The following is an 18,281-nucleotide window of genomic DNA, read 5'->3' as shown; positions in this document are numbered from 1 at the left end:
GAGGGGGTGGCGTACCCTGGTCACCAGTTCCACCGAAGACCGCAGGTCTGCCCGCCCGGCTGAGCCGGGCGCGGCACGAAGGTCCCGCCGCCGGCGGGCGACCCGCGCAGGAGGACGAGGTCAGCCAGGGTGCCATCGCGCGCCCGTGCCACGCCCCGTGCGCTCCTGCGCCGGGGCGTTCGTCGTCTCCGGGGTCGTCACGGTGGGCCTGCCCCACGAGCACGACATCCGGAGAGGAGGCAAGGATGGTCAGACCCGACAAGATCACGGCCGTGGAGGACATCGCCGGCCGGTTCCAGGGCTCGACCGCCGCGGTGGTCACCGAGTACCGCGGCCTGACGATGGCCCAGCTGACGACGCTGCGCCGCTCGCTCGGCGAGACCGCGACGTACCGCGTCGCGAAGAACACGCTGGTCAAGCGGGCCGCCGACGACGCGGGCGTCAAGGGCATCGACGCACTGCTGGTCGGCCCGACGGCGATCGCGTTCATCACCGGCGAGCCCGTCGACGCCGCCAAGGCGCTGCGCGACTTCGCCAAGGCCAACCAGGGCCTGGTGATCAAGGGCGGCTACATGGACGGCCGCGCCCTGACCGTCGAAGAGGTCAACCAGCTGGCCGACCTCGAGTCCCGCGAGGTGCTGCTGTCGAAGCTGGCGGGCGCGATGAAGGGCACGATGGCCAAGGCCGCCGGGCTGTTCGCCGCCCCGGCCTCGCAGATGGCCCGCCTGGCCCAGGCGCTCGTCGACAAGCGCGCCGAGGAGGGCGGGGCCGCCCCCGCCGACTCCAGCGCCGACACCAGCGCCGACACCAGCGCCGACACCAGCTCCGACTCCAGCTCCGACGACGCGGCCCCGGCCGACGTCGAGAGCTGACCCCACCCCCCTTAACCAGAGAGGAACGCCACCATGGCGAAGCTGTCCACCGACGAGCTGCTCGACGCCTTCAAGGACCTCACCCTGATCGAGCTCTCCGAGTTCGTGAAGAAGTTCGAGGAGACCTTCGACGTCACCGCGGCCGCCCCCGTCGCCGTCGCCGCCGCCGGCCCCGCCGGCCCGGCCGCCGAGGCCCCCGAGGAGAAGGACGAGTTCAACGTCGTCCTCGAGGCCGCGGGCGACAAGAAGATCCAGGTCATCAAGGTCGTCCGCGAGCTGGTCTCCGGGCTGGGCCTCAAGGAGGCCAAGGACCTGGTCGAGTCCGCCCCGAAGCCGATCCTGGAGGGCGTGGCCAAGGACGCCGCCGACGCCGCCAAGGCCAAGCTCGAGGACGCCGGCGCCAAGGTCTCCCTGACCTGAGTCGCCGCCCCCGCGGGGGGCCCCGCCGCGGTGGGCGCGGGGCCCCGCTCGCGTTCCCGCCCGTTGAGCGCAACGAGAGTCGTCCACCCACCACCGCGCGCACCCCGTGGCCACCGCGCACACGTCCCGACATGCGCGCGGTGGCCAGGAGGTGTGCGCGGTGCTCAGCGGCCGCGGAGCTCGCGGCGCAGCAGCTTCCCGGTCACCGTCTTCGGGATCTCGTCGAGGAACTCGACCTGCCGGGGGTACTTGTACGCGGCCATCCGCGCCCTGCAGAACGCGATCAGCTCGGCCTCGTCGACCGACCGGCCAGGGCGCAGGCTGACGAAGGCCTTCACGGTCTCGCCCCGGTACTCGTCGGGCACCCCGACGACCGCCGCCTCGCGGACGGCCTCGTGCTCGTAGAGCACGTCCTCGACCTCGCGGGGCCAGACCTTGTAGCCGCCCGCGTTGATCTGGTCCTTCTTGCGGTCGACGATGTAGAACCAGCCCTGCTCGTCCATGTAGCCGACGTCGCCGGTGTGCAGGGCGCCGCCGGGGATGGCCTTCGCGGTCTCCTCCGGCTTGTTCCAGTAGCCCGGCACGACCTGGGGGCCGGTGGTGACGATCTCGCCGACCTCGCCGGCGGGGAGGTCCTGGCCGTCCTCGCCGACGATCCGCACGACGGTGTTGTAGATCGGCACGCCGACCGACAGCGCCCCGGAGGCCTCGTCGACGGGGGCCTCGGCGCCGCGCGGGACCCCGTGCGACGGGGAGGTGGTCTCGGTGAGGCCGTAGATGTTGTGGACGTACTGGCCGAACGTCTGGGAGAACGCCTTCACCGTGGACGGCGGGATCGGGGCGCCGCCCGACCAGATCCGGGTGAGCGAGGTCAGCGCCTCCTTCTCGGCGTTCGGGGCGTTCATCAGCGCGATGAACACGGTGATGGAGCCGATGGTGAAGGTGGGGCGCTCGGCGCGGATGACGTCGATGGCCGCGGAGGGCTCGAACCGGTGGAACAGCACCAGCGGCGCGCCGAGCAGCAGGGACACCGTGATGTGCCCGATCAGGCCGGTGATGTGGAACAGCGGGGCCACGCCGAGGACCACCGCGTCGCCGTCGAGCTCGCACCAGTGCCGGTAGGCCTGGCTGTTGAACACCACGTTGCCGTGGGTGTTCATGGCGCCCTTGGGCGGGCCGGTGGTGCCCGAGGTGTAGGTCAGGAACGCGATGTCGTCCGCGGTGAAGGACACCGCGGGGGGCCGCTGCCCGCGGAAGCGCTCCAGCAGGCCGGCGAGGTCGACGGTGTCGGGCAGCTCGATGCGCTCGGTGCCGCCGAGGAGGCGCTCGTCGGGTTCGGTGGCGTACTCCAGCTCGGAGGTGGTGAGCACGGTGCGCACGTCGGTGCCGGGCAGCACGGCCGCCGCGACGTCGCGGTAGAGGCTCTGCAGGCACACCAGCACGGTGGCGCCGGAGTCGCGCAGCAGCAGCTCCAGCTCGCGCTCGCGGTTCATCGGGTTGACCGAGACCGCGATGCCGCCCGCCTTCCAGGCGCCGACCAGGCCGATCACGAACTGGGGGACGTTCTGCAGGTAGAGCGCGACCCGGTCGCCCGCGGTGAAGCCGCCCTCGAGCAGGCCGGCGGCGAAGGCGTCGGTGAGCTCGTCGAGCTCGCGGTAGGTGATGCGCCCACCCAGGTAGCGGACGGCGTCGGCGTCCGGCACGCGGGCGGCGGTGGCCGCGAACATGCTGAGCGCGTCGGGGAACTCCGGGACGAGGTCGTGCGGCTGGCCCGCGTCGTAGCGGGGGAGCCAGGGCCGGGCGTTGTAGTCGGTCACCGCCTGCTCCCCGGCGTGTCGTGCCGCTCGATCGGCTGATGATCGGCTAGCGTGCTCCGTCCGATGCGCGAGGGTCCACCGGGCGAAGGGGAGCCGAGGAGGTCGGTCATCAGGGTTGCGTCGGACATCGTCGTCTCCTGCGTCGTCGCGGCAGTGCCGATCGGGTGATCGTTCGACGGGGCCGGGGTCGGAGTCAAGGAGACCTGACGGGTCGGGAGTCGTGACGGAAGACCGTCGACCGATGCGCGTGCGTGCGGTCGCGGATTGTGGTAGTAGGTCACCGTCCGGTGGGCGGTCGTCGACGCGCGTCGAAACCCGCGCGGAGCCGCCCGGAGCGGCAGAAGTGCACGTCGGAGGCCCGGTCGTCCCGCGAAAAGCACCACTTACCGACGCGTAGCGTCTTGACTCGATGCGGGAGTCAGGTCACTCTTAGGTCTCGGCGGACGCCTTCGGCGACCCGCCTCGACAGCGGCTGCGTTTGCAGCTAGACTGCCTCTTTGCGCTGCCTACGTCCAGCTTCGCGTGCGCGCAGGGGGGTTCCTGTCGCAGGGAGTACCCGTCCCTGCGTTCTCGCGAGACTGGCCGGCGGCTGCGCCATGACAACAGACGGCGCGCACCGGAAGCCCGCATCCGCGCGTCCGCCGGCCCGGACCTCCCGCCCGGGTCGATCGGACGCACGGTAGCGCGTGGGGCCCGGAGCTCGCCAGACGAGAGCGCAGTTCTCGGAAGGACGCATCTTGGCTTCGTCCAGCGCCACCACCTCGCCCACGGCAGCCCTCGCCGCTGTTTCGGCCAACCCGAACTTCCCGGGAGCGCCCACTCGGGTCACCTTCGCGAAGATCCGCGAGCCTCTCGAGGTGCCCGACCTGCTCGACCTCCAGATCCAGTCGTTCGAGTGGCTGGTCGGGAACGAGGCCTGGTTCCAGCGACGCATCGACGCCGGCGACGAGAACCCGATGGGCGGGCTGGAGGAGGTCCTCGCGGAGATCTCTCCGATCGAGGACTTCTCCGGCTCGATGTCGCTGTCCTTCTCCGACCCCCGCTTCGACGAGGTCAAGGCCTCCGTCGAGGAGTGCCGGGACAAGGACATGACCTACGGCGCCCCGCTGTTCGTCACCGCGGAGTTCACCAACAACACCACCGGCGAGATCAAGAGCCAGACGGTGTTCATGGGCGACTTCCCGGTGATGACCGACAAGGGCACGTTCATCATCAACGGCACCGAGCGCGTCGTGGTGTCCCAGCTCGTCCGGTCCCCGGGCGTGTACTTCTCCCACGACATCGACAAGACGACCGAGAAGGACGTCTACTCGGTGCGCGTCATCCCGAGCCGCGGCGCGTGGCTCGAGTTCGACGTCGACAAGCGCGACACCGTCGGCGTCCGCATCGACCGCAAGCGCCGCCAGCCGGTCACCGTGCTGCTCAAGGCGCTGGGCTGGTCCGCGGAGCAGATCCAGGCCCGGTTCGGCTTCTCCGAGACGATCATGGCGACGCTGGAGAAGGACCACACCGCGGGCCAGGACGAGGCCCTGCTCGACATCTACCGCAAGCTGCGCCCGGGCGAGCCGCCGACCCGCGAGAGCGCGCAGACCCTCCTGGAGAACCTGTTCTTCAAGGACAAGCGCTACGACCTCGCGAAGGTCGGCCGCTACAAGGCCAACAAGAAGCTCGGCCTGAAGATCGAGAACCGAATCGGGATGCTCACCGAGGAGGACATCGCCACCACCATCGAGTACCTCGTCCGGCTGCACGCCGGCGAGACCGAGATGACGGTGGGCGCCGACGCCGACGGCAACGGCGGCGTCACGGTGCCGGTCGAGATCGACGACATCGACCACTTCGGCAACCGGCGCCTGCGCACGGTCGGCGAGCTGATCCAGAACCAGGTCCGGGTCGGGCTGTCCCGCATGGAGCGGGTCGTCCGCGAGCGGATGACCACCCAGGACGTCGAGGCGATCACCCCGCAGACCTTGATCAACATCCGGCCGGTCTCGGCCGCGATCCGGGAGTTCTTCGGCACCTCGCAGCTGTCGCAGTTCATGGACCAGCACAACCCGCTGGCCGGGCTGACGCACAAGCGGCGGCTGTCGGCGCTGGGTCCGGGTGGTCTGTCCCGCGAGCGGGCCGGCTTCGAGGTCCGCGACGTGCACACCAGCCACTACGGCCGGATGTGCCCGATCGAGACCCCGGAAGGCCCGAACATCGGCCTGATCGGGTCGCTGTCGACGTTCGCGCAGGTCAACCCGTTCGGCTTCATCCAGACCCCGTACCGCAAGGTCGTCGAGGGCCGGGTCACCGAGCAGATCGACTACCTCACCGCGGACGAGGAGGACCGCTTCGTCATCGCGCAGGCCAACGCGCCGCTGCAGGAGGACGGCTCCTTCACCGAGGAGCGCGTGCTGGTCCGCCGCAAGGCGGGCGAGGTCGACTACATCCCGCCGACGGGCGTCGACTACATCGACGTCTCGCCGCGGCAGATGGTGTCGGTCGCGACCGCGCTGATCCCGTTCCTCGAGCACGACGACGCGAACCGCGCGCTGATGGGCGCCAACATGCAGCGCCAGTCGGTGCCGCTGCTGCGCAGCGAGTCGCCGCTGGTCGGCACGGGCATGGAGCTGCGCGCCGCGGTCGACGCCGGCGACGTGCTGGTGGCCGAGAAGGCCGGTGTGGTCGAGGAGCTCTGCGCCGACTACATCACCGTCATGGCCGACGACGGCACCCGCACCACCTACCGGCTGAACAAGTTCCGCCGCTCCAACCAGGGCACCTGCAACAACCAGAAGCCCATCGTGGACGAGGGCCAGCGGGTCGAGGTCGGGCAGGTCATCGCCGACGGGCCGTGCACCGAGAACGGTGAGATGGCGCTGGGCAAGAACCTGCTCGTGGCGATCATGCCGTGGGAGGGCCACAACTACGAGGACGCGATCATCCTCTCGCAGCGCCTGGTGCAGGACGACGTGCTCACGTCGATCCACATCGAGGAGCACGAGATCGACGCCCGCGACACCAAGCTGGGCGCCGAGGAGATCACCCGGGACATCCCGAACGTCTCCGAGGAGGTCCTGGCCGACCTCGACGAGCGCGGCATCATCCGGATCGGCGCCGAGGTCCAGCCCGGCGACATCCTGGTCGGCAAGGTCACCCCGAAGGGCGAGACCGAGCTGACCCCGGAGGAGCGGCTGCTGCGCGCGATCTTCGGCGAGAAGGCGCGCGAGGTGCGCGACACCTCCCTGAAGGTGCCGCACGGCGAGAACGGCAAGGTCATCGGCATCCGGGTGTTCTCCCGCGACGACGAGGACGAGCTCGCCCCCGGCGTGAACGAGCTGGTGCGGGTCTACGTCGCGCAGAAGCGGAAGATCCAGGACGGCGACAAGCTCGCCGGCCGGCACGGCAACAAGGGCGTGATCGGCAAGATCCTGCCCGCCGAGGACATGCCCTTCCTGTCCGACGGCACCCCGGTCGACATCATCCTGAACACCCACGGTGTTCCGCGACGGATGAACATCGGCCAGGTCCTGGAGACCCACCTCGGGTGGATCGCCAAGTCCGGCTGGGAGATCGAGGGCAGGCCCGACTGGGCGGCGAAGATGCCCGAGGACCTCTACTCCGTGCCCCCCGGCACGAACACGGCCACGCCGGTGTTCGACGGGGCCAAGGAGAACGAGATCACCGGGCTGCTCGGCAGCACCCGGCCCAACCGCGACGGCGAGCGCATGGTCGGCGAGGACGGCAAGGCCACCCTGATGGACGGGCGCTCCGGCGAGCCGTTCCCGTTCCCGGTGGCGGTCGGCTACATGTACATCCTGAAGCTGGCCCACCTCGTGGACGACAAGATCCACGCACGGTCCACCGGTCCGTACTCGATGATCACGCAGCAGCCGCTGGGCGGTAAGGCCCAGTTCGGTGGCCAGCGGTTCGGCGAGATGGAGTGCTGGGCGATGCAGGCCTACGGCGCGGCGTACACGCTGCAGGAGCTGCTGACGATCAAGTCCGACGACGTCGTGGGCCGGGTCAAGGTCTACGAGGCGATCGTCAAGGGCGAGAACATCCCCGAGCCGGGCATCCCGGAGTCGTTCAAGGTGCTCCTGAAGGAGCTCCAGTCGCTGTGCCTGAACGTCGAGGTGCTCTCCAGCGACGGCGCGGCGATCGAGATGCGCGACACCGACGACGAGGACCTCGAGCGCGCCGCGGCGAACCTGGGCATCAACCTGTCCAGCCGCCCCGGCTCCGACTCGATGACCGTCGACGACGTCGTCAACTGATCCCGCCCGAGCGAGCGACAAGAAGGAACTGAGGACACACGTGCTCGACGTCAACTTCTTCGACGAGCTTCGCATCGGTCTGGCCACGGCGGAGGACATCCGCCAGTGGTCGCACGGCGAGGTGAAGAAGCCCGAGACCATCAACTACCGCACCCTCAAGCCGGAGAAGGACGGACTCTTCTGCGAGAAGATCTTCGGCCCGACCCGCGACTGGGAGTGCTACTGCGGCAAGTACAAGCGCGTCCGGTTCAAGGGCATCATCTGCGAGCGCTGCGGCGTCGAGGTCACTCGGGCCAAGGTGCGCCGTGAGCGGATGGGCCACATCGAGCTGGCCGCGCCGGTCACCCACATCTGGTACTTCAAGGGCGTCCCGAGCCGGCTGGGCTACCTGCTCGACCTGGCCCCCAAGGACCTCGAGAAGATCATTTACTTCGCCGCGTACGTCATCACGTCGGTGAACAAGGACCTGCGCCACGAGGACATGTCCAATCTCGAGAACGAGATGACGGTCGAGCGGCGCCGGGTCGAGCAGGAGCGCGACGTCGAGCTGGAGAAGCGCGCCCAGAAGCTCGAGGCCGACCTGGCCGAGCTGGAGGCGGAGGGCGCCAAGAGCGACGTCCGCCGCAAGGTCAAGGAGGGTGGCGAGCGCGAGATGCGCCAGCTCCGCGACCGGGCCCAGCGCAAGCTGGACCAGCTCGACGAGATCTGGACCAGCTTCACCAAGCTCGACGTGCAGCAGCTCATCGCGGACGAGACCCTCTACCGCGAGCTGTACGACCGCTACGGCGACTACTTCACCGGGGCGATGGGCGCCGAGGCGATCCAGACCCTGCTGCAGAACTTCGACATCCCGGCCGAGGCGGAGAACCTCCGCGAGACCATCCGCAGCGGCAAGGGCCAGAAGAAGCTGCGCGCGCTCAAGCGGCTCAAGGTCGTGGCGGCGTTCCAGGTCACCGGCAACAGCCCGATGGGCATGGTGCTGGACTGCGTCCCGGTCATCCCGCCGGACCTGCGCCCGATGGTGCAGCTCGACGGTGGCCGCTTCGCCACGTCCGACCTGAACGACCTGTACCGCCGCGTGATCAACCGGAACAACCGGCTCAAGCGGCTGATCGACCTCGGCGCGCCCGAGATCATCGTCAACAACGAGAAGCGGATGCTGCAGGAGGCCGTCGACGCGCTGTTCGACAACGGCCGCCGCGGCCGGCCGGTCACCGGCCCGGGCAACCGCCCGCTCAAGTCGCTGTCGGACCTGCTCAAGGGCAAGCAGGGCCGGTTCCGGCAGAACCTGCTGGGCAAGCGCGTCGACTACTCCGGCCGTTCGGTCATCGTGGTCGGCCCGCAGCTCAAGCTGCACCAGTGCGGTCTGCCCAAGCAGATGGCGCTGGAGCTGTTCAAGCCGTTCGTGATGAAGCGGCTGGTCGACCTGAACCACGCGCAGAACATCAAGTCCGCCAAGCGGATGGTCGAGCGCGGGCGCTCGCAGGTGTGGGACGTGCTCGAGGAGGTCATCTCCGAGCACCCGGTGCTGCTCAACCGCGCACCGACCCTGCACCGGCTGGGCATCCAGGCCTTCGAGCCGCAGCTGGTCGAGGGCAAGGCGATCCAGCTGCACCCGCTGGTCTGCGAGGCCTTCAACGCCGACTTCGACGGCGACCAGATGGCGGTGCACCTGCCGCTGTCGGCCGAGGCGCAGTCCGAGGCCCGCGTGCTGATGCTGTCGTCGAACAACATCCTCTCCCCGGCGTCGGGCCGGCCGCTGGCCATGCCCCGCCTGGACATGGTGACCGGCCTCTACCACCTCAGCCGCGAGCGCCCCGGCGCGAACGGCGAGGGCCAGGTCTTCTCCTCGCTGGCCGAGGCGATCATGTCCTACGACCGGCGCGCCCTGCACCTGCAGGCGCCGATCCGGATCCGGCTGCACGGGGTCACCCCGCCGGCCCCGGTCGTGGAGGAGATCGGCTGGAGCGAGGGCGACCCGTGGCTGGCCCAGACCACCCTGGGCCGGGTGCTGTTCAACGAGCTGCTGCCGCCGGACTACCCGTTCGTCAACGAGATCCTGCCCAAGAAGCGCCAGGCCGCGATCATCAACGACCTGGCCGAGCGGTACTCGATGACCGAGGTGGCCCAGGTCCTGGACCGCCTCAAGGACGCCGGTTTCTACTGGGCCACCCGGTCCGGGGTCACCATGGCGATCTCCGACGTGGTGGTGCCGCCGAACAAGCAGCAGATCCTCGACGGCTACGAGGCCAAGGCCGACCAGGTCAACAAGCGCTACCAGCGGGGCGCCCTGTCCCACCAGGAGCGCAACGACGAGATGGTCAAGATCTGGAACCAGGCGTCCGAAGAGGTCGCCCGGGCCATGGAGGCCAACTTCCCCGAGGACAACCCGATCCCGACGATCGTGAAGTCGGGCGCGGCGGGCAACATGACCCAGGTCCGGCAGCTCGCCGGTATGCGTGGTCTGGTGGCCAACCCGAAGGGCGAGTACATCCCGCGGCCGATCAAGTCCAACTTCCGCGAGGGCCTGTCGGTGCTGGAGTACTTCATCTCCACGCACGGCACCCGCAAGGGCCTGGCGGACACGGCGCTGCGCACGGCCGACTCGGGCTACCTGACCCGGCGCCTGGTCGACGTGTCGCAGGACGTCATCGTCCGCGAGGTGGACTGCGGCTCCGAGCGCAGCATCACGATGCAGGTCACGGAGGAGACGGCCGACGGCCGGCTCATCCCGCACCGCTTCATCCGCACCAGCATCTACGCGCGCTGCTCCGCGGAGGAGGTGCGCGGCCCGGACGGCGAGGTGATCGTCGCCAAGGGCGGCGACCTGGGCGACCCGGCGCTCGACGCGCTGGTCGCCGCCGGCGTCCGCACGATCAAGGTGCGCAGCGCCCTGACCTGCATGTCGGCCACCGGCATCTGCGGCATGTGCTACGGCCGCTCGATGGCGACCGGCAAGCTGGTGGACGTCGGCGAGGCCGTCGGCATCGTGGCCGCGCAGTCCATCGGTGAGCCCGGCACGCAGCTGACGATGCGCACCTTCCACACCGGTGGTGTGGCGGGCGACGACATCACGACCGGTCTGCCCCGCGTGACGGAGCTCTTCGAGGCCCGCGTCCCGAAGGGCAAGGCGCCCATCGCCGACGTCGACGGCCGCATCTCGATCGAGGACGGCGACCGCTTCTGGAAGATCACCCTGACCCCGGACGACGGGGCCGAGGAGATCGTCTACGAGAAGCTGTCCAAGCGGCAGTGGCTGGCGATGACCGTGGTCGACGGCCAGGAGCGACCGCTCGCCGACGGCGACCACGTGCACGTCGGGCAGCTGCTGCTGGAGGGCACCGCCGACCCGCACGAGGTGCTGCGCGTCATGGGCCCGCGCGAGGTGCAGCTGCACCTGGTGCGCGAGGTCCAGAAGGTGTACCGCACGCAGAGCGTGGACATCCACGACAAGCACATCGAGGTGATCGTCCGGCAGATGCTGCGCCGGGTCACGATCATCGACTCGGGCGCGACGGAGTTCCTGCCGGGCGCACTGGCCGAGCGGGGCGACTTCGAGGCGCAGAACCGCCGCGTGGTCGCCGAGGGCGGCGAGCCCGCCTCCGGCCGCCCGGTGCTGATGGGGATCACGAAGGCCTCGCTGGCCACGGAGTCGTGGCTGTCCGCGGCCTCGTTCCAGGAGACCACCCGGATCCTCACCGATGCCGCGATCAACGGAAAGCGCGACAAGCTCGTCGGGCTGAAGGAGAACGTGATCATCGGCAAGCTGATCCCGGCAGGCACCGGGATCAACCGCTACCGCAACATCCAGGTCCAGCCCACGGAGGACGCCCGCACGGCGGCCTACGCGCTGCCGAGCTACGACGACGGCTACTACAGCCCCGACGTGTTCGGCACGGGCACCGGCGCCGCGGTGCCGCTGGACGACTACGACTTCGGTCGCGACTACCGCTGAGGTAGCCGCCCGGAGGTCCCTCGACGGGGCCGGTCACCGCTCTCCCGTGGCGGTGGCCGGCCCCGTCGGCGTTCCCGCTCCGAACGAGAGTGGCTCTCGTCCCGCAGGCGGTACGAGAGCCACTCTCGCTGCGCCAGGCGGGACGAGACCGCTCTCGTTCCGGTGTGGCGGCCGGGTCGTGCGGGTGCGAGCGCTGGAGGAGTGCGGCGCCTCCCGCAGCACGATCGCCCGCCGCTGCCGGCCGGGCGGACCGTGGCAGGGGCTGCTGCCCGGGATCGTCCTGCTGCACAGCGGGCCACCCACCCGCGACGACCGCCGGCGGGCCGCGCTGCGGTACGGCGGCCGCGGCGGCGAGCCGTGCGTGCTCACCGGCCTCGACCCGCGCCTGCACGATGCCGCCGGTCGCTTCATCGCCACGCCCGACGCCTGGTTCGACGAGGTCGCCATGGCCTGGGAGATCGACTCCCGGGAGTGGCACCTCGGCCCCGACGAGTACGCCGCCACGGTCGATCGTCGCAACCGGCTGATGGCGGCCGGAGTCGTGGTCGTGCACCACCAGCCGAGCGACATCCTCCGGAACCCGGCCAAGGTGCTCGCCGACCTGCGGCCAACTACGCCCACGCCGCGCGACGCCCGCGTCCCCCGCTGCACGCCGAGCCGGCCGACGGCCGTCGAGCCGGCTGACCCGCACCGCGCACGGCACGAGAGTGGCTCTCGTCGCGCCTATGCGCACGAGGGTCACTCTCGTGCGGCGGCATGGGACGGGAGTCCCTCTCGTCCGGGGCGGTGCTCCCGCCGCCGGCCGGTACGAGAAGTGGCTCTCGTTGCGTCTCGTCGAACGAGAGCCACTCTCGTGTGGTGGAGGGGAAGGACGCTCAGCGGAAGGCGCGGGCGGCGGCGGCGCCGGCGGTGAGGTCCCAGCCGCCCGTGCCGACGACGCGGCCGAGGAGGTCCGGGGTGACGTCGCCGTCGGCGGCGATGAGGGCGGCGACGGCGTCGGGGCTCGGGGGGCCGGCGAGGCCGGGGGCGTCCTGGGTGAACTCCTCGATCAGCTCCCGGCACCGCCGCTCGTCGACGGCGGGCAGGGCGACCGAGGCGAAGCCGTCCTGCTTGTCGTAGGCAGCCCGCCGCCACGTGGTGCCGTCGAAGCCGTAGACGAAGCCGATCCACTCGCCGCGATCCATGGCGGCCCGCGCCGGCGGCGCCCACCAGTCCGGCGCGCCGGCCAGCAGATCGGTCTCCTCCTCGCCGAAGTACTCGGCGGCGGTCGCGAAGTAGGTGTCGGAGTACTCGTGGTCGTTGCCGATGAGCACCGCACGGCCCGCGCCGACGTGGACGAGGTCGGCGAAGTTGCCGCCGCCGTCGTCGTAGTGCCAGCGCCCGCCCTCGGCGCGGCAGCTGTCGGACCAGCCGCGGGCGGCGCACACCGCGGCGAACGCGGCCCACCGGCCGCGCATCTCGTCGGGGCGGGGCAGGTCGAGCGTCACCAGGGCCATGGGGTGATCATGCGTGCCGGTCGGCGTCCGCGTTCACCCACCCGGGTCAGCGGGCGGGCGACGGCTCGGCGGTGCGGGGGTAGGCGTCGAGGGTGACGGCGTTGGCGGCGCCGCCGAGGATCCTGGCGAACGGCCGGCTCATGATCCGGCTGGAGAGCAGCCGGTAGGTCCGGTTGCGGCGGCGGATCCGGGCCGGCGTCGGCGGGGCCAGGAAGGCGCCCGCGCCCTTGGCCTGCCACCGCCCCTTGGCCGCCGCCTTGGCCAGGACCTGCTGGTAGCGGGCGAACGCGGCGGTGTGGTCGTCGCTGGCGGCGGCCAGTTCGGCGGCCAGTACGTAGGCGCCCATCATGGCCAGACCGGTGCCCGACCCGCCGGGGCCCGCGCACCACGCGGCGTCGCCGAGCAGCGCGATCCGGCCCGTCGACCAGCGGTCCAGCTCGATCTGCTCCAGCGGCTCGAAGTAGGGGTCCGGAGCCTCCCGCAGGTGCTCGAGCAGCCGCGGGGTCTCCCAGCCGACGCCGGCGAACCGCTCGGCGACGATCCGGCGCAGCGCCGCGGTGTCGTGCCGGTCGTAGTGCAGCCGCTCGGACTCGAACAGCAGGCCGACGCCCAGCACGGCCGGATCGCGGTCGCTGGAGACCATCACCGCCCGGCCGGGTTCGTTGTAGACCAGGCCGACGTGGTCGAGGTCGAGGAAGTTGGGGGTGTCGAACCCGGCCATGTAGTAGCCGCGGAAGACGGCGAACCGGGACTCGGGGCCGAAGGCGAGCGCGCGCACCTTCGAGTGCATGCCGTCGGCGCCGATCACCAGGTCGAAGGTGCGCCCCGACGAGCGGCGGAACTCCACGTCCACACCGGAGCCGGTGTCGGTCAGCGCGGTCACCGAGTCGTCGAAGACGTACTCGACGTGGTCGCGCGTGCGCTCGTACAGGATCCGGGCCAGGTTGCCGCGGGTGATCTCGACCTCGCCGCTGAAGAACAGCGCGGGCAGCTCGACGATCGGCCGCCCGGTCGCGTCGATGATGGTCTGGGTGCCCATCGCCGTCTGGTGGGCGCGGACGTCGTCGGTGATGCCCATGCGGTCGAGCAGTTCCATCTGCGCGCCGCGGAAGTCGACGCCGTGCCCGCCCCCGCGCAGCCGCGGGGCCTGCTCGACGACGGTGACGTCCGCGCCGCGCCGGGCCAGCCAGTACGCCAGCGTCGGGCCGGCGATGCTCGCGCCGGAGACCAGGACCTTGGTGCCGTTCATCGGGTTCCCCCTCGCTCGGTGGCGGAGGCACCATGGCATGGATTTGCACGCTTGGTCAATCCATGTGGTCAATCCGCTTGGTTCAACCGGACGGACAAGGGCTGGGATAGGATGGGATCATGGGCAACCGGGAGGACCTGCTGGCCGGCGCGGCGCAGTGCCTGCGCGAGCGCGGGTGGGCGCGCACGACCGTGCGCGACATCGCCGCCGCGGCCGGGGTCAGCCACGCCGCCATCGGCTACCACTTCGGGTCCCGCGACGCCCTGCTGGTCGCGGCCTTCGTGCAGGCCATGGAGGAGTGGGGCGACGAGGTCGAGCGGGCCATGACCGCGGCCGCGGCGGACGAGTCCGACGACCCGGCCGTCGCCGGCTGGGTCGAGATGGTCCGGTCGTTCCGCGAGCAGCGCCACCTGTGGTTGGCCTCCATCGACGCGTTCGTGCAGGCCGAGCACGCCCCCGAACTGCGGGAGCGGCTGGCCGACGCCCAGCAGGAGGGCCGGCGCGGCTCGGCCGCGGGGCTGGTGGGCGTGCCCGAGTCCGAGGTCGCCGACGACGTGGTCCGCTCGGTCGGGTCGGTGCAGATGGCGCTGATCTCCGGCGTCGCCATGCAGTGGCTCATCGACCCCGAGCGCGCCCCCTCGGGGGCGGACGTCGTCTCCGGGCTGCGGGCGCTGGCCGCCGCCATCGGCCCGGCGCCGCGCTCCGGCGGCTAGCACCGACGACCCCGCGGCGGCCGTCACACGATCGGGAATGCCCGCCGCCGGGCCGGAGTTGTACCCATCGACTGCGGAGGAGTGCGCGACGAGTGGGGCCCCCAGAGCGCTGAGCGGGCGGGTCCCCTTGCGGAGCGCACGTCCTTGCGGCACCCTGCCCGTACCGGCGAGGCGCCGACCTGGACCCGTTTTGACCCCCATTCGGAGGGGCGGGTACTCTGTGGTCTTGCGCTCGACCACGGTCGGGCCGATCCGCGTGCCTACGCGCCTTTGGATCGCGCACTGCGGTGCGTGCCCACCGGCTGCCGGGTCCGCGGGCCCCAGGCCCTCCGCGAGGTCTCGACCATCGTGTGGTGCCCCGGGCGGCGACACGCCCGACCTCGGGTACCGAGTACGAGACCCACAGCAGTTCCGATAGAGCCACACCGACGGGAAGAAGTAGACGGTTCATGCCCACGATCCAGCAGCTGGTCCGCAAGGGCCGTCAGGACAAGGTCGGCAAGACCAAGACAGCAGCGCTGAAGGGGAGCCCGCAGCGCCGCGGCGTGTGCACTCGCGTGTACACCACGACGCCCAAGAAGCCGAACTCGGCGCTGCGCAAGGTCGCCCGCGTCCGGCTCAGCAGCGACATCGAGGTCACCGCCTACATCCCCGGTGAGGGTCACAACCTCCAGGAGCACTCCATCGTCCTGGTCCGCGGTGGCCGGGTGAAGGACCTCCCCGGGGTGCGCTACAAGATCATCCGCGGTTCGCTGGACACCCAGGGTGTCCGCAACCGCAAGCAGTCGCGCAGCCGCTACGGCGCCAAGAAGGAGAAGAGCTAATGCCTCGCAAGGGCCCCGCGCCGAAGCGGCCGCTGGTCAGCGACCCGGTGTACAGCTCGCCGCTGGTCACCCAGCTGGTGAACAAGGTCCTCAAGGACGGCAAGCGCTCGCTGGCCGAGCGCATCGTCTACGCCGCGCTCGAGGGCACCCGGGACAAGACCAGCACCGACCCGGTGGTCACGCTGAAGCGCGCCATGGACAACGTGAAGCCGGCCCTCGAGGTCAAGAGCCGCCGCGTCGGTGGCGCGACCTACCAGGTCCCGGTCGAGGTCCGCGCGACCCGGCAGACCACGCTGGCGCTGCGCTGGCTGGTGTCCTTCGCGGCCGCGCGCCGCGAGAAGACCATGGTCGACCGGCTGATGAACGAGATCCTCGACGCCAGCAACGGCCTGGGCGCGAGCGTCAAGCGCCGCGAGGACATGCACAAGATGGCGGAGTCCAACAAGGCCTTCGCCCATTACCGCTGGTGACGGGCCGATCGCTCGCGCCAACTTGTTGAGGAGCTGAAAGTGGCACGGGACGTGCTGACGGACCTGACCAAGGTTCGCAACATCGGCATCATGGCCCACATCGACGCCGGCAAGACCACCACCACCGAGCGGATCCTGTACTACACCGGGATCAACTACAAGATCGGTGAGGTGCACGACGGCGCCGCCACGATGGACTGGATGGAGGAGGAGCAGAAGCGCGGCATCACGATCACGTCCGCCGCGACGACCTGCTTCTGGAAAGACCACCAGATCAACATCATCGACACCCCCGGGCACGTCGACTTCACCGTCGAGGTGGAGCGCAACCTGCGGGTGCTCGACGGCGCGGTCGCGGTCTTCGACGGCAAGGAAGGTGTCGAGCCGCAGTCCGAGCAGGTCTGGCGGCAGGCCACCAAGTACGACGTCCCCCGCATCTGCTTCGTCAACAAGATGGACAAGCTGGGCGCGGACTTCTACTTCACCGTCCGCACGATCCAGGACCGGCTCGCGGCCAAGCCGCTGCCGATCCAGCTGCCGATCGGCTCCGAGAACGACTTCATCGGTGTCATCGACCTGGTCGAGATGCGCGCGCTGACCTGGCGCGGCGAGGTCGCCAAGGGCGAGGACTACACCGTCGAGGAGATCCCGGCCGATCTGCGGGAGCGGGCCGACGAGTACCGCACGGCGCTGGTCGAGGCCGTCGCCGAGACCGACGACGAGCTGATGGAGCTCTACCTCGGTGGCGAGGAGCTCTCCGTCGAGCAGATCAAGCACGGCATCCGGGAGATCGTCCGCACCCGCGCGGCGTACCCGGTCCTGTGCGGGTCCGCGTTCAAGAACAAGGGCGTCCAGCCCATGCTCGACGCGGTCATCGACTACCTGCCGGCGCCGTTCGACCTGCCGCCGGTCGAGGGCACGCTGACGGACGGGGAGACCCCGGCCATCCGCAAGCCCAGCAAGGACGAGCCGTTCTCGGCGCTCGCGTTCAAGATCGCCGCGCACCCGTTCTTCGGCAAGCTCACCTACATCCGGGTCTACTCGGGTCGGGTCGCCGCCGGTTCCCAGGTCATCAACTCGACCAAGGACCGCAAGGAGCGCATCGGGAAGATCTTCCAGATGCACGCCAACAAGGAGAACCCGGTCGACGAGGCCCTGGTCGGGCACATCTACGCGGTCATCGGTCTGAAGGACACGACGACCGGCGACACGCTCAGCGACCCGCAGGCGCCGATCGTGCTCGAGTCGATGACCTTCCCGGAGCCGGTGATCCAGGTCGCGGTCGAGCCGAAGACCAAGGCGGACCAGGAGAAGCTCTCCACGGCGATCCAGAAGCTCGCCGAGGAGGACCCGACGTTCCAGGTCTCCACCGACGACGACTCCGGCCAGACCATCCTCGCCGGCATGGGCGAGCTGCACCTCGAGGTGCTGGTCAACCGGATGAAGAGCGACTACAAGGTCGAGGCCAACATCGGTAAGCCGCAGGTGGCCTACCGCGAGACGATCCGTCGGACCGTCGAGAAGTACAGCTACACGCACAAGAAGCAGACCGGTGGCTCCGGCCAGTTCGCCAAGGTGATCATCACCCTGGAGCCGCTGGACACCGCCGACGGTGCGCTGTACGAGTTCGAGAACAAGGTCACCGGTGGTCGCATCCCGCGGGAGTACATCCCGTCGGTCGACGCCGGGGCGCAGGACGCCATGCAGTACGGCGTGCTCGCCGGCTACCCGCTCGTCGGGGTCAAGCTGACCCTGGTCGACGGCGCCTACCACGAGGTCGACTCGTCCGAGATGGCCTTCAAGGTCGCCGGATCGATCGCCTTCAAGGAGGCCGCCCGCCAGGCCAGCCCGGCCCTGCTGGAGCCGATGATGGCCGTCGAGGTCACCACGCCCGAGGACTACATGGGCGACGTGATCGGCGACCTCAACTCTCGCCGTGGTCAGATCCAGGCCATGGAGGAGCGGGCCGGGGCGCGCGTCATCAAGGCGCTCGTGCCGCTGTCCGAGATGTTCGGCTACGTCGGCGACCTCCGGTCGCGGACCCAGGGCCGGGCGAACTACACCATGGTCTTCGACTCCTACGCGGAGGTCCCGACCAACGTGGCCAAGGAGATCATCGCCAAGGCCACCGGCGAGTAAGAGTCGCCTCACCGCGGGCCCGGGCCACCCGGGCCCGCGGTGGTACCCATCACCACAGACCTGC

At 70.3% G+C, this 18,281-nt stretch carries 11 protein-coding genes; 8 read left to right on the top strand and 3 right to left on the bottom strand.

Annotated features, from left to right (window positions below; translation table 11 throughout):
• Positions 1 to 245 precede the first annotated feature (245 nt).
• Complete coding sequence (rplJ, locus tag KDL28_RS08075; protein WP_252436741.1) at positions 246 to 872, top strand: 50S ribosomal protein L10; 627 nt, start codon at positions 246 to 248, stop codon at positions 870 to 872.
• A 33-nt stretch (positions 873 to 905) separates the two neighbouring features.
• Entirely contained in the window at positions 906 to 1,292 is a 387-nt protein-coding gene (gene rplL / locus KDL28_RS08070; protein ID WP_252436740.1) for a 50S ribosomal protein L7/L12, read from the top strand.
• A 164-nt stretch (positions 1,293 to 1,456) separates the two neighbouring features.
• On the opposite strand, the gene KDL28_RS08065 is transcribed toward rplL, so the two are convergent.
• On the bottom strand, positions 1,457 to 3,109 hold the full coding sequence (locus KDL28_RS08065) for an AMP-binding protein (RefSeq protein WP_252436739.1): 1,653 nt from the start codon (positions 3,107 to 3,109) through the stop codon (positions 1,457 to 1,459).
• Positions 3,110 to 3,846: 737 nt separating this feature from the next.
• Between KDL28_RS08065 and rpoB the strand changes: the two genes are divergently transcribed.
• The gene (gene rpoB / locus KDL28_RS08060; protein ID WP_252436738.1) at positions 3,847 to 7,371 is read left to right on the top strand and encodes a DNA-directed RNA polymerase subunit beta; all 3,525 of its coding nucleotides are present in this window, start codon (positions 3,847 to 3,849) and stop codon (positions 7,369 to 7,371) included.
• 40 nt (positions 7,372 to 7,411) lie between these two features.
• Positions 7,412 to 11,326, top strand: a complete 3,915-nt coding sequence (locus tag KDL28_RS08055) for a DNA-directed RNA polymerase subunit beta' (protein ID WP_252436737.1) — start codon at positions 7,412 to 7,414, stop codon at positions 11,324 to 11,326.
• Positions 11,327 to 12,201: 875 nt separating this feature from the next.
• On the opposite strand, the gene KDL28_RS08050 is transcribed toward KDL28_RS08055, so the two are convergent.
• Positions 12,202 to 12,822 (bottom strand): proteophosphoglycan 5, encoded by a 621-nt coding sequence (locus tag KDL28_RS08050; RefSeq protein ID WP_252436736.1) that lies wholly within the window; start codon positions 12,820 to 12,822, stop codon positions 12,202 to 12,204.
• A 46-nt stretch (positions 12,823 to 12,868) separates the two neighbouring features.
• Complete coding sequence (locus KDL28_RS08045; RefSeq protein WP_252436735.1) at positions 12,869 to 14,071, bottom strand: FAD-dependent monooxygenase; 1,203 nt, start codon at positions 14,069 to 14,071, stop codon at positions 12,869 to 12,871.
• A 119-nt stretch (positions 14,072 to 14,190) separates the two neighbouring features.
• On the opposite strand from KDL28_RS08045, the gene KDL28_RS08040 reads away from it, so the two are divergent.
• The 4 genes from KDL28_RS08040 to fusA all read left to right on the top strand — a co-directional run bounded on the left by KDL28_RS08040 (position 14,191) and on the right by fusA (position 18,217).
• Positions 14,191 to 14,784, top strand: coding sequence for a TetR/AcrR family transcriptional regulator (locus tag KDL28_RS08040; RefSeq protein WP_252436734.1), 594 nt, complete (start codon positions 14,191 to 14,193; stop codon positions 14,782 to 14,784).
• A gap of 449 nt (positions 14,785 to 15,233) precedes the next feature.
• Positions 15,234 to 15,608, top strand: coding sequence for a 30S ribosomal protein S12 (rpsL, locus tag KDL28_RS08035; RefSeq protein ID WP_142051261.1), 375 nt, complete (start codon positions 15,234 to 15,236; stop codon positions 15,606 to 15,608).
• Positions 15,608 to 16,078, top strand: a complete 471-nt coding sequence (gene rpsG, locus KDL28_RS08030) for a 30S ribosomal protein S7 (protein ID WP_252436733.1) — start codon at positions 15,608 to 15,610, stop codon at positions 16,076 to 16,078. The genes rpsL and rpsG overlap by 1 nt, the downstream gene beginning before the upstream one ends.
• Positions 16,079 to 16,117: 39 nt before the next feature.
• Complete coding sequence (gene fusA / locus KDL28_RS08025) at positions 16,118 to 18,217, top strand: elongation factor G (RefSeq protein WP_252436732.1); 2,100 nt, start codon at positions 16,118 to 16,120, stop codon at positions 18,215 to 18,217.
• Positions 18,218 to 18,281: the final 64 nt, after the last annotated feature.

It is taken from the genome of Pseudonocardia humida, assembly GCF_023898865.1.
GTDB classification, from domain to species: Bacteria; Actinomycetota; Actinomycetes; order Mycobacteriales; family Pseudonocardiaceae; genus Pseudonocardia; species Pseudonocardia humida.
This window is presented reverse-complemented; position numbering and strand designations above follow the sequence as displayed.

Bases quoted from the DNA above. Each gene is read 5' to 3' on its own strand.
- KDL28_RS08045 (WP_252436735.1), bottom strand. From the start codon at position 14,071: ATGAACGGCACCAAGGTCCTGGTCTCCGGCGCGAGCATCGCCGGCCCG.
- rplL (WP_252436740.1), top strand. From the start codon at position 906: ATGGCGAAGCTGTCCACCGACGAGCTGCTCGACGCCTTCAAGGACCTC.
- KDL28_RS08050 (WP_252436736.1), bottom strand. From the start codon at position 12,822: ATGGCCCTGGTGACGCTCGACCTGCCCCGCCCCGACGAGATGCGCGGC.
- rpsL (WP_142051261.1), top strand. From the start codon at position 15,234: ATGCCCACGATCCAGCAGCTGGTCCGCAAGGGCCGTCAGGACAAGGTC.
- KDL28_RS08040 (WP_252436734.1), top strand. From the start codon at position 14,191: ATGGGCAACCGGGAGGACCTGCTGGCCGGCGCGGCGCAGTGCCTGCGC.
- rplJ (WP_252436741.1), top strand. From the start codon at position 246: ATGGTCAGACCCGACAAGATCACGGCCGTGGAGGACATCGCCGGCCGG.
- rpsG (WP_252436733.1), top strand. From the start codon at position 15,608: ATGCCTCGCAAGGGCCCCGCGCCGAAGCGGCCGCTGGTCAGCGACCCG.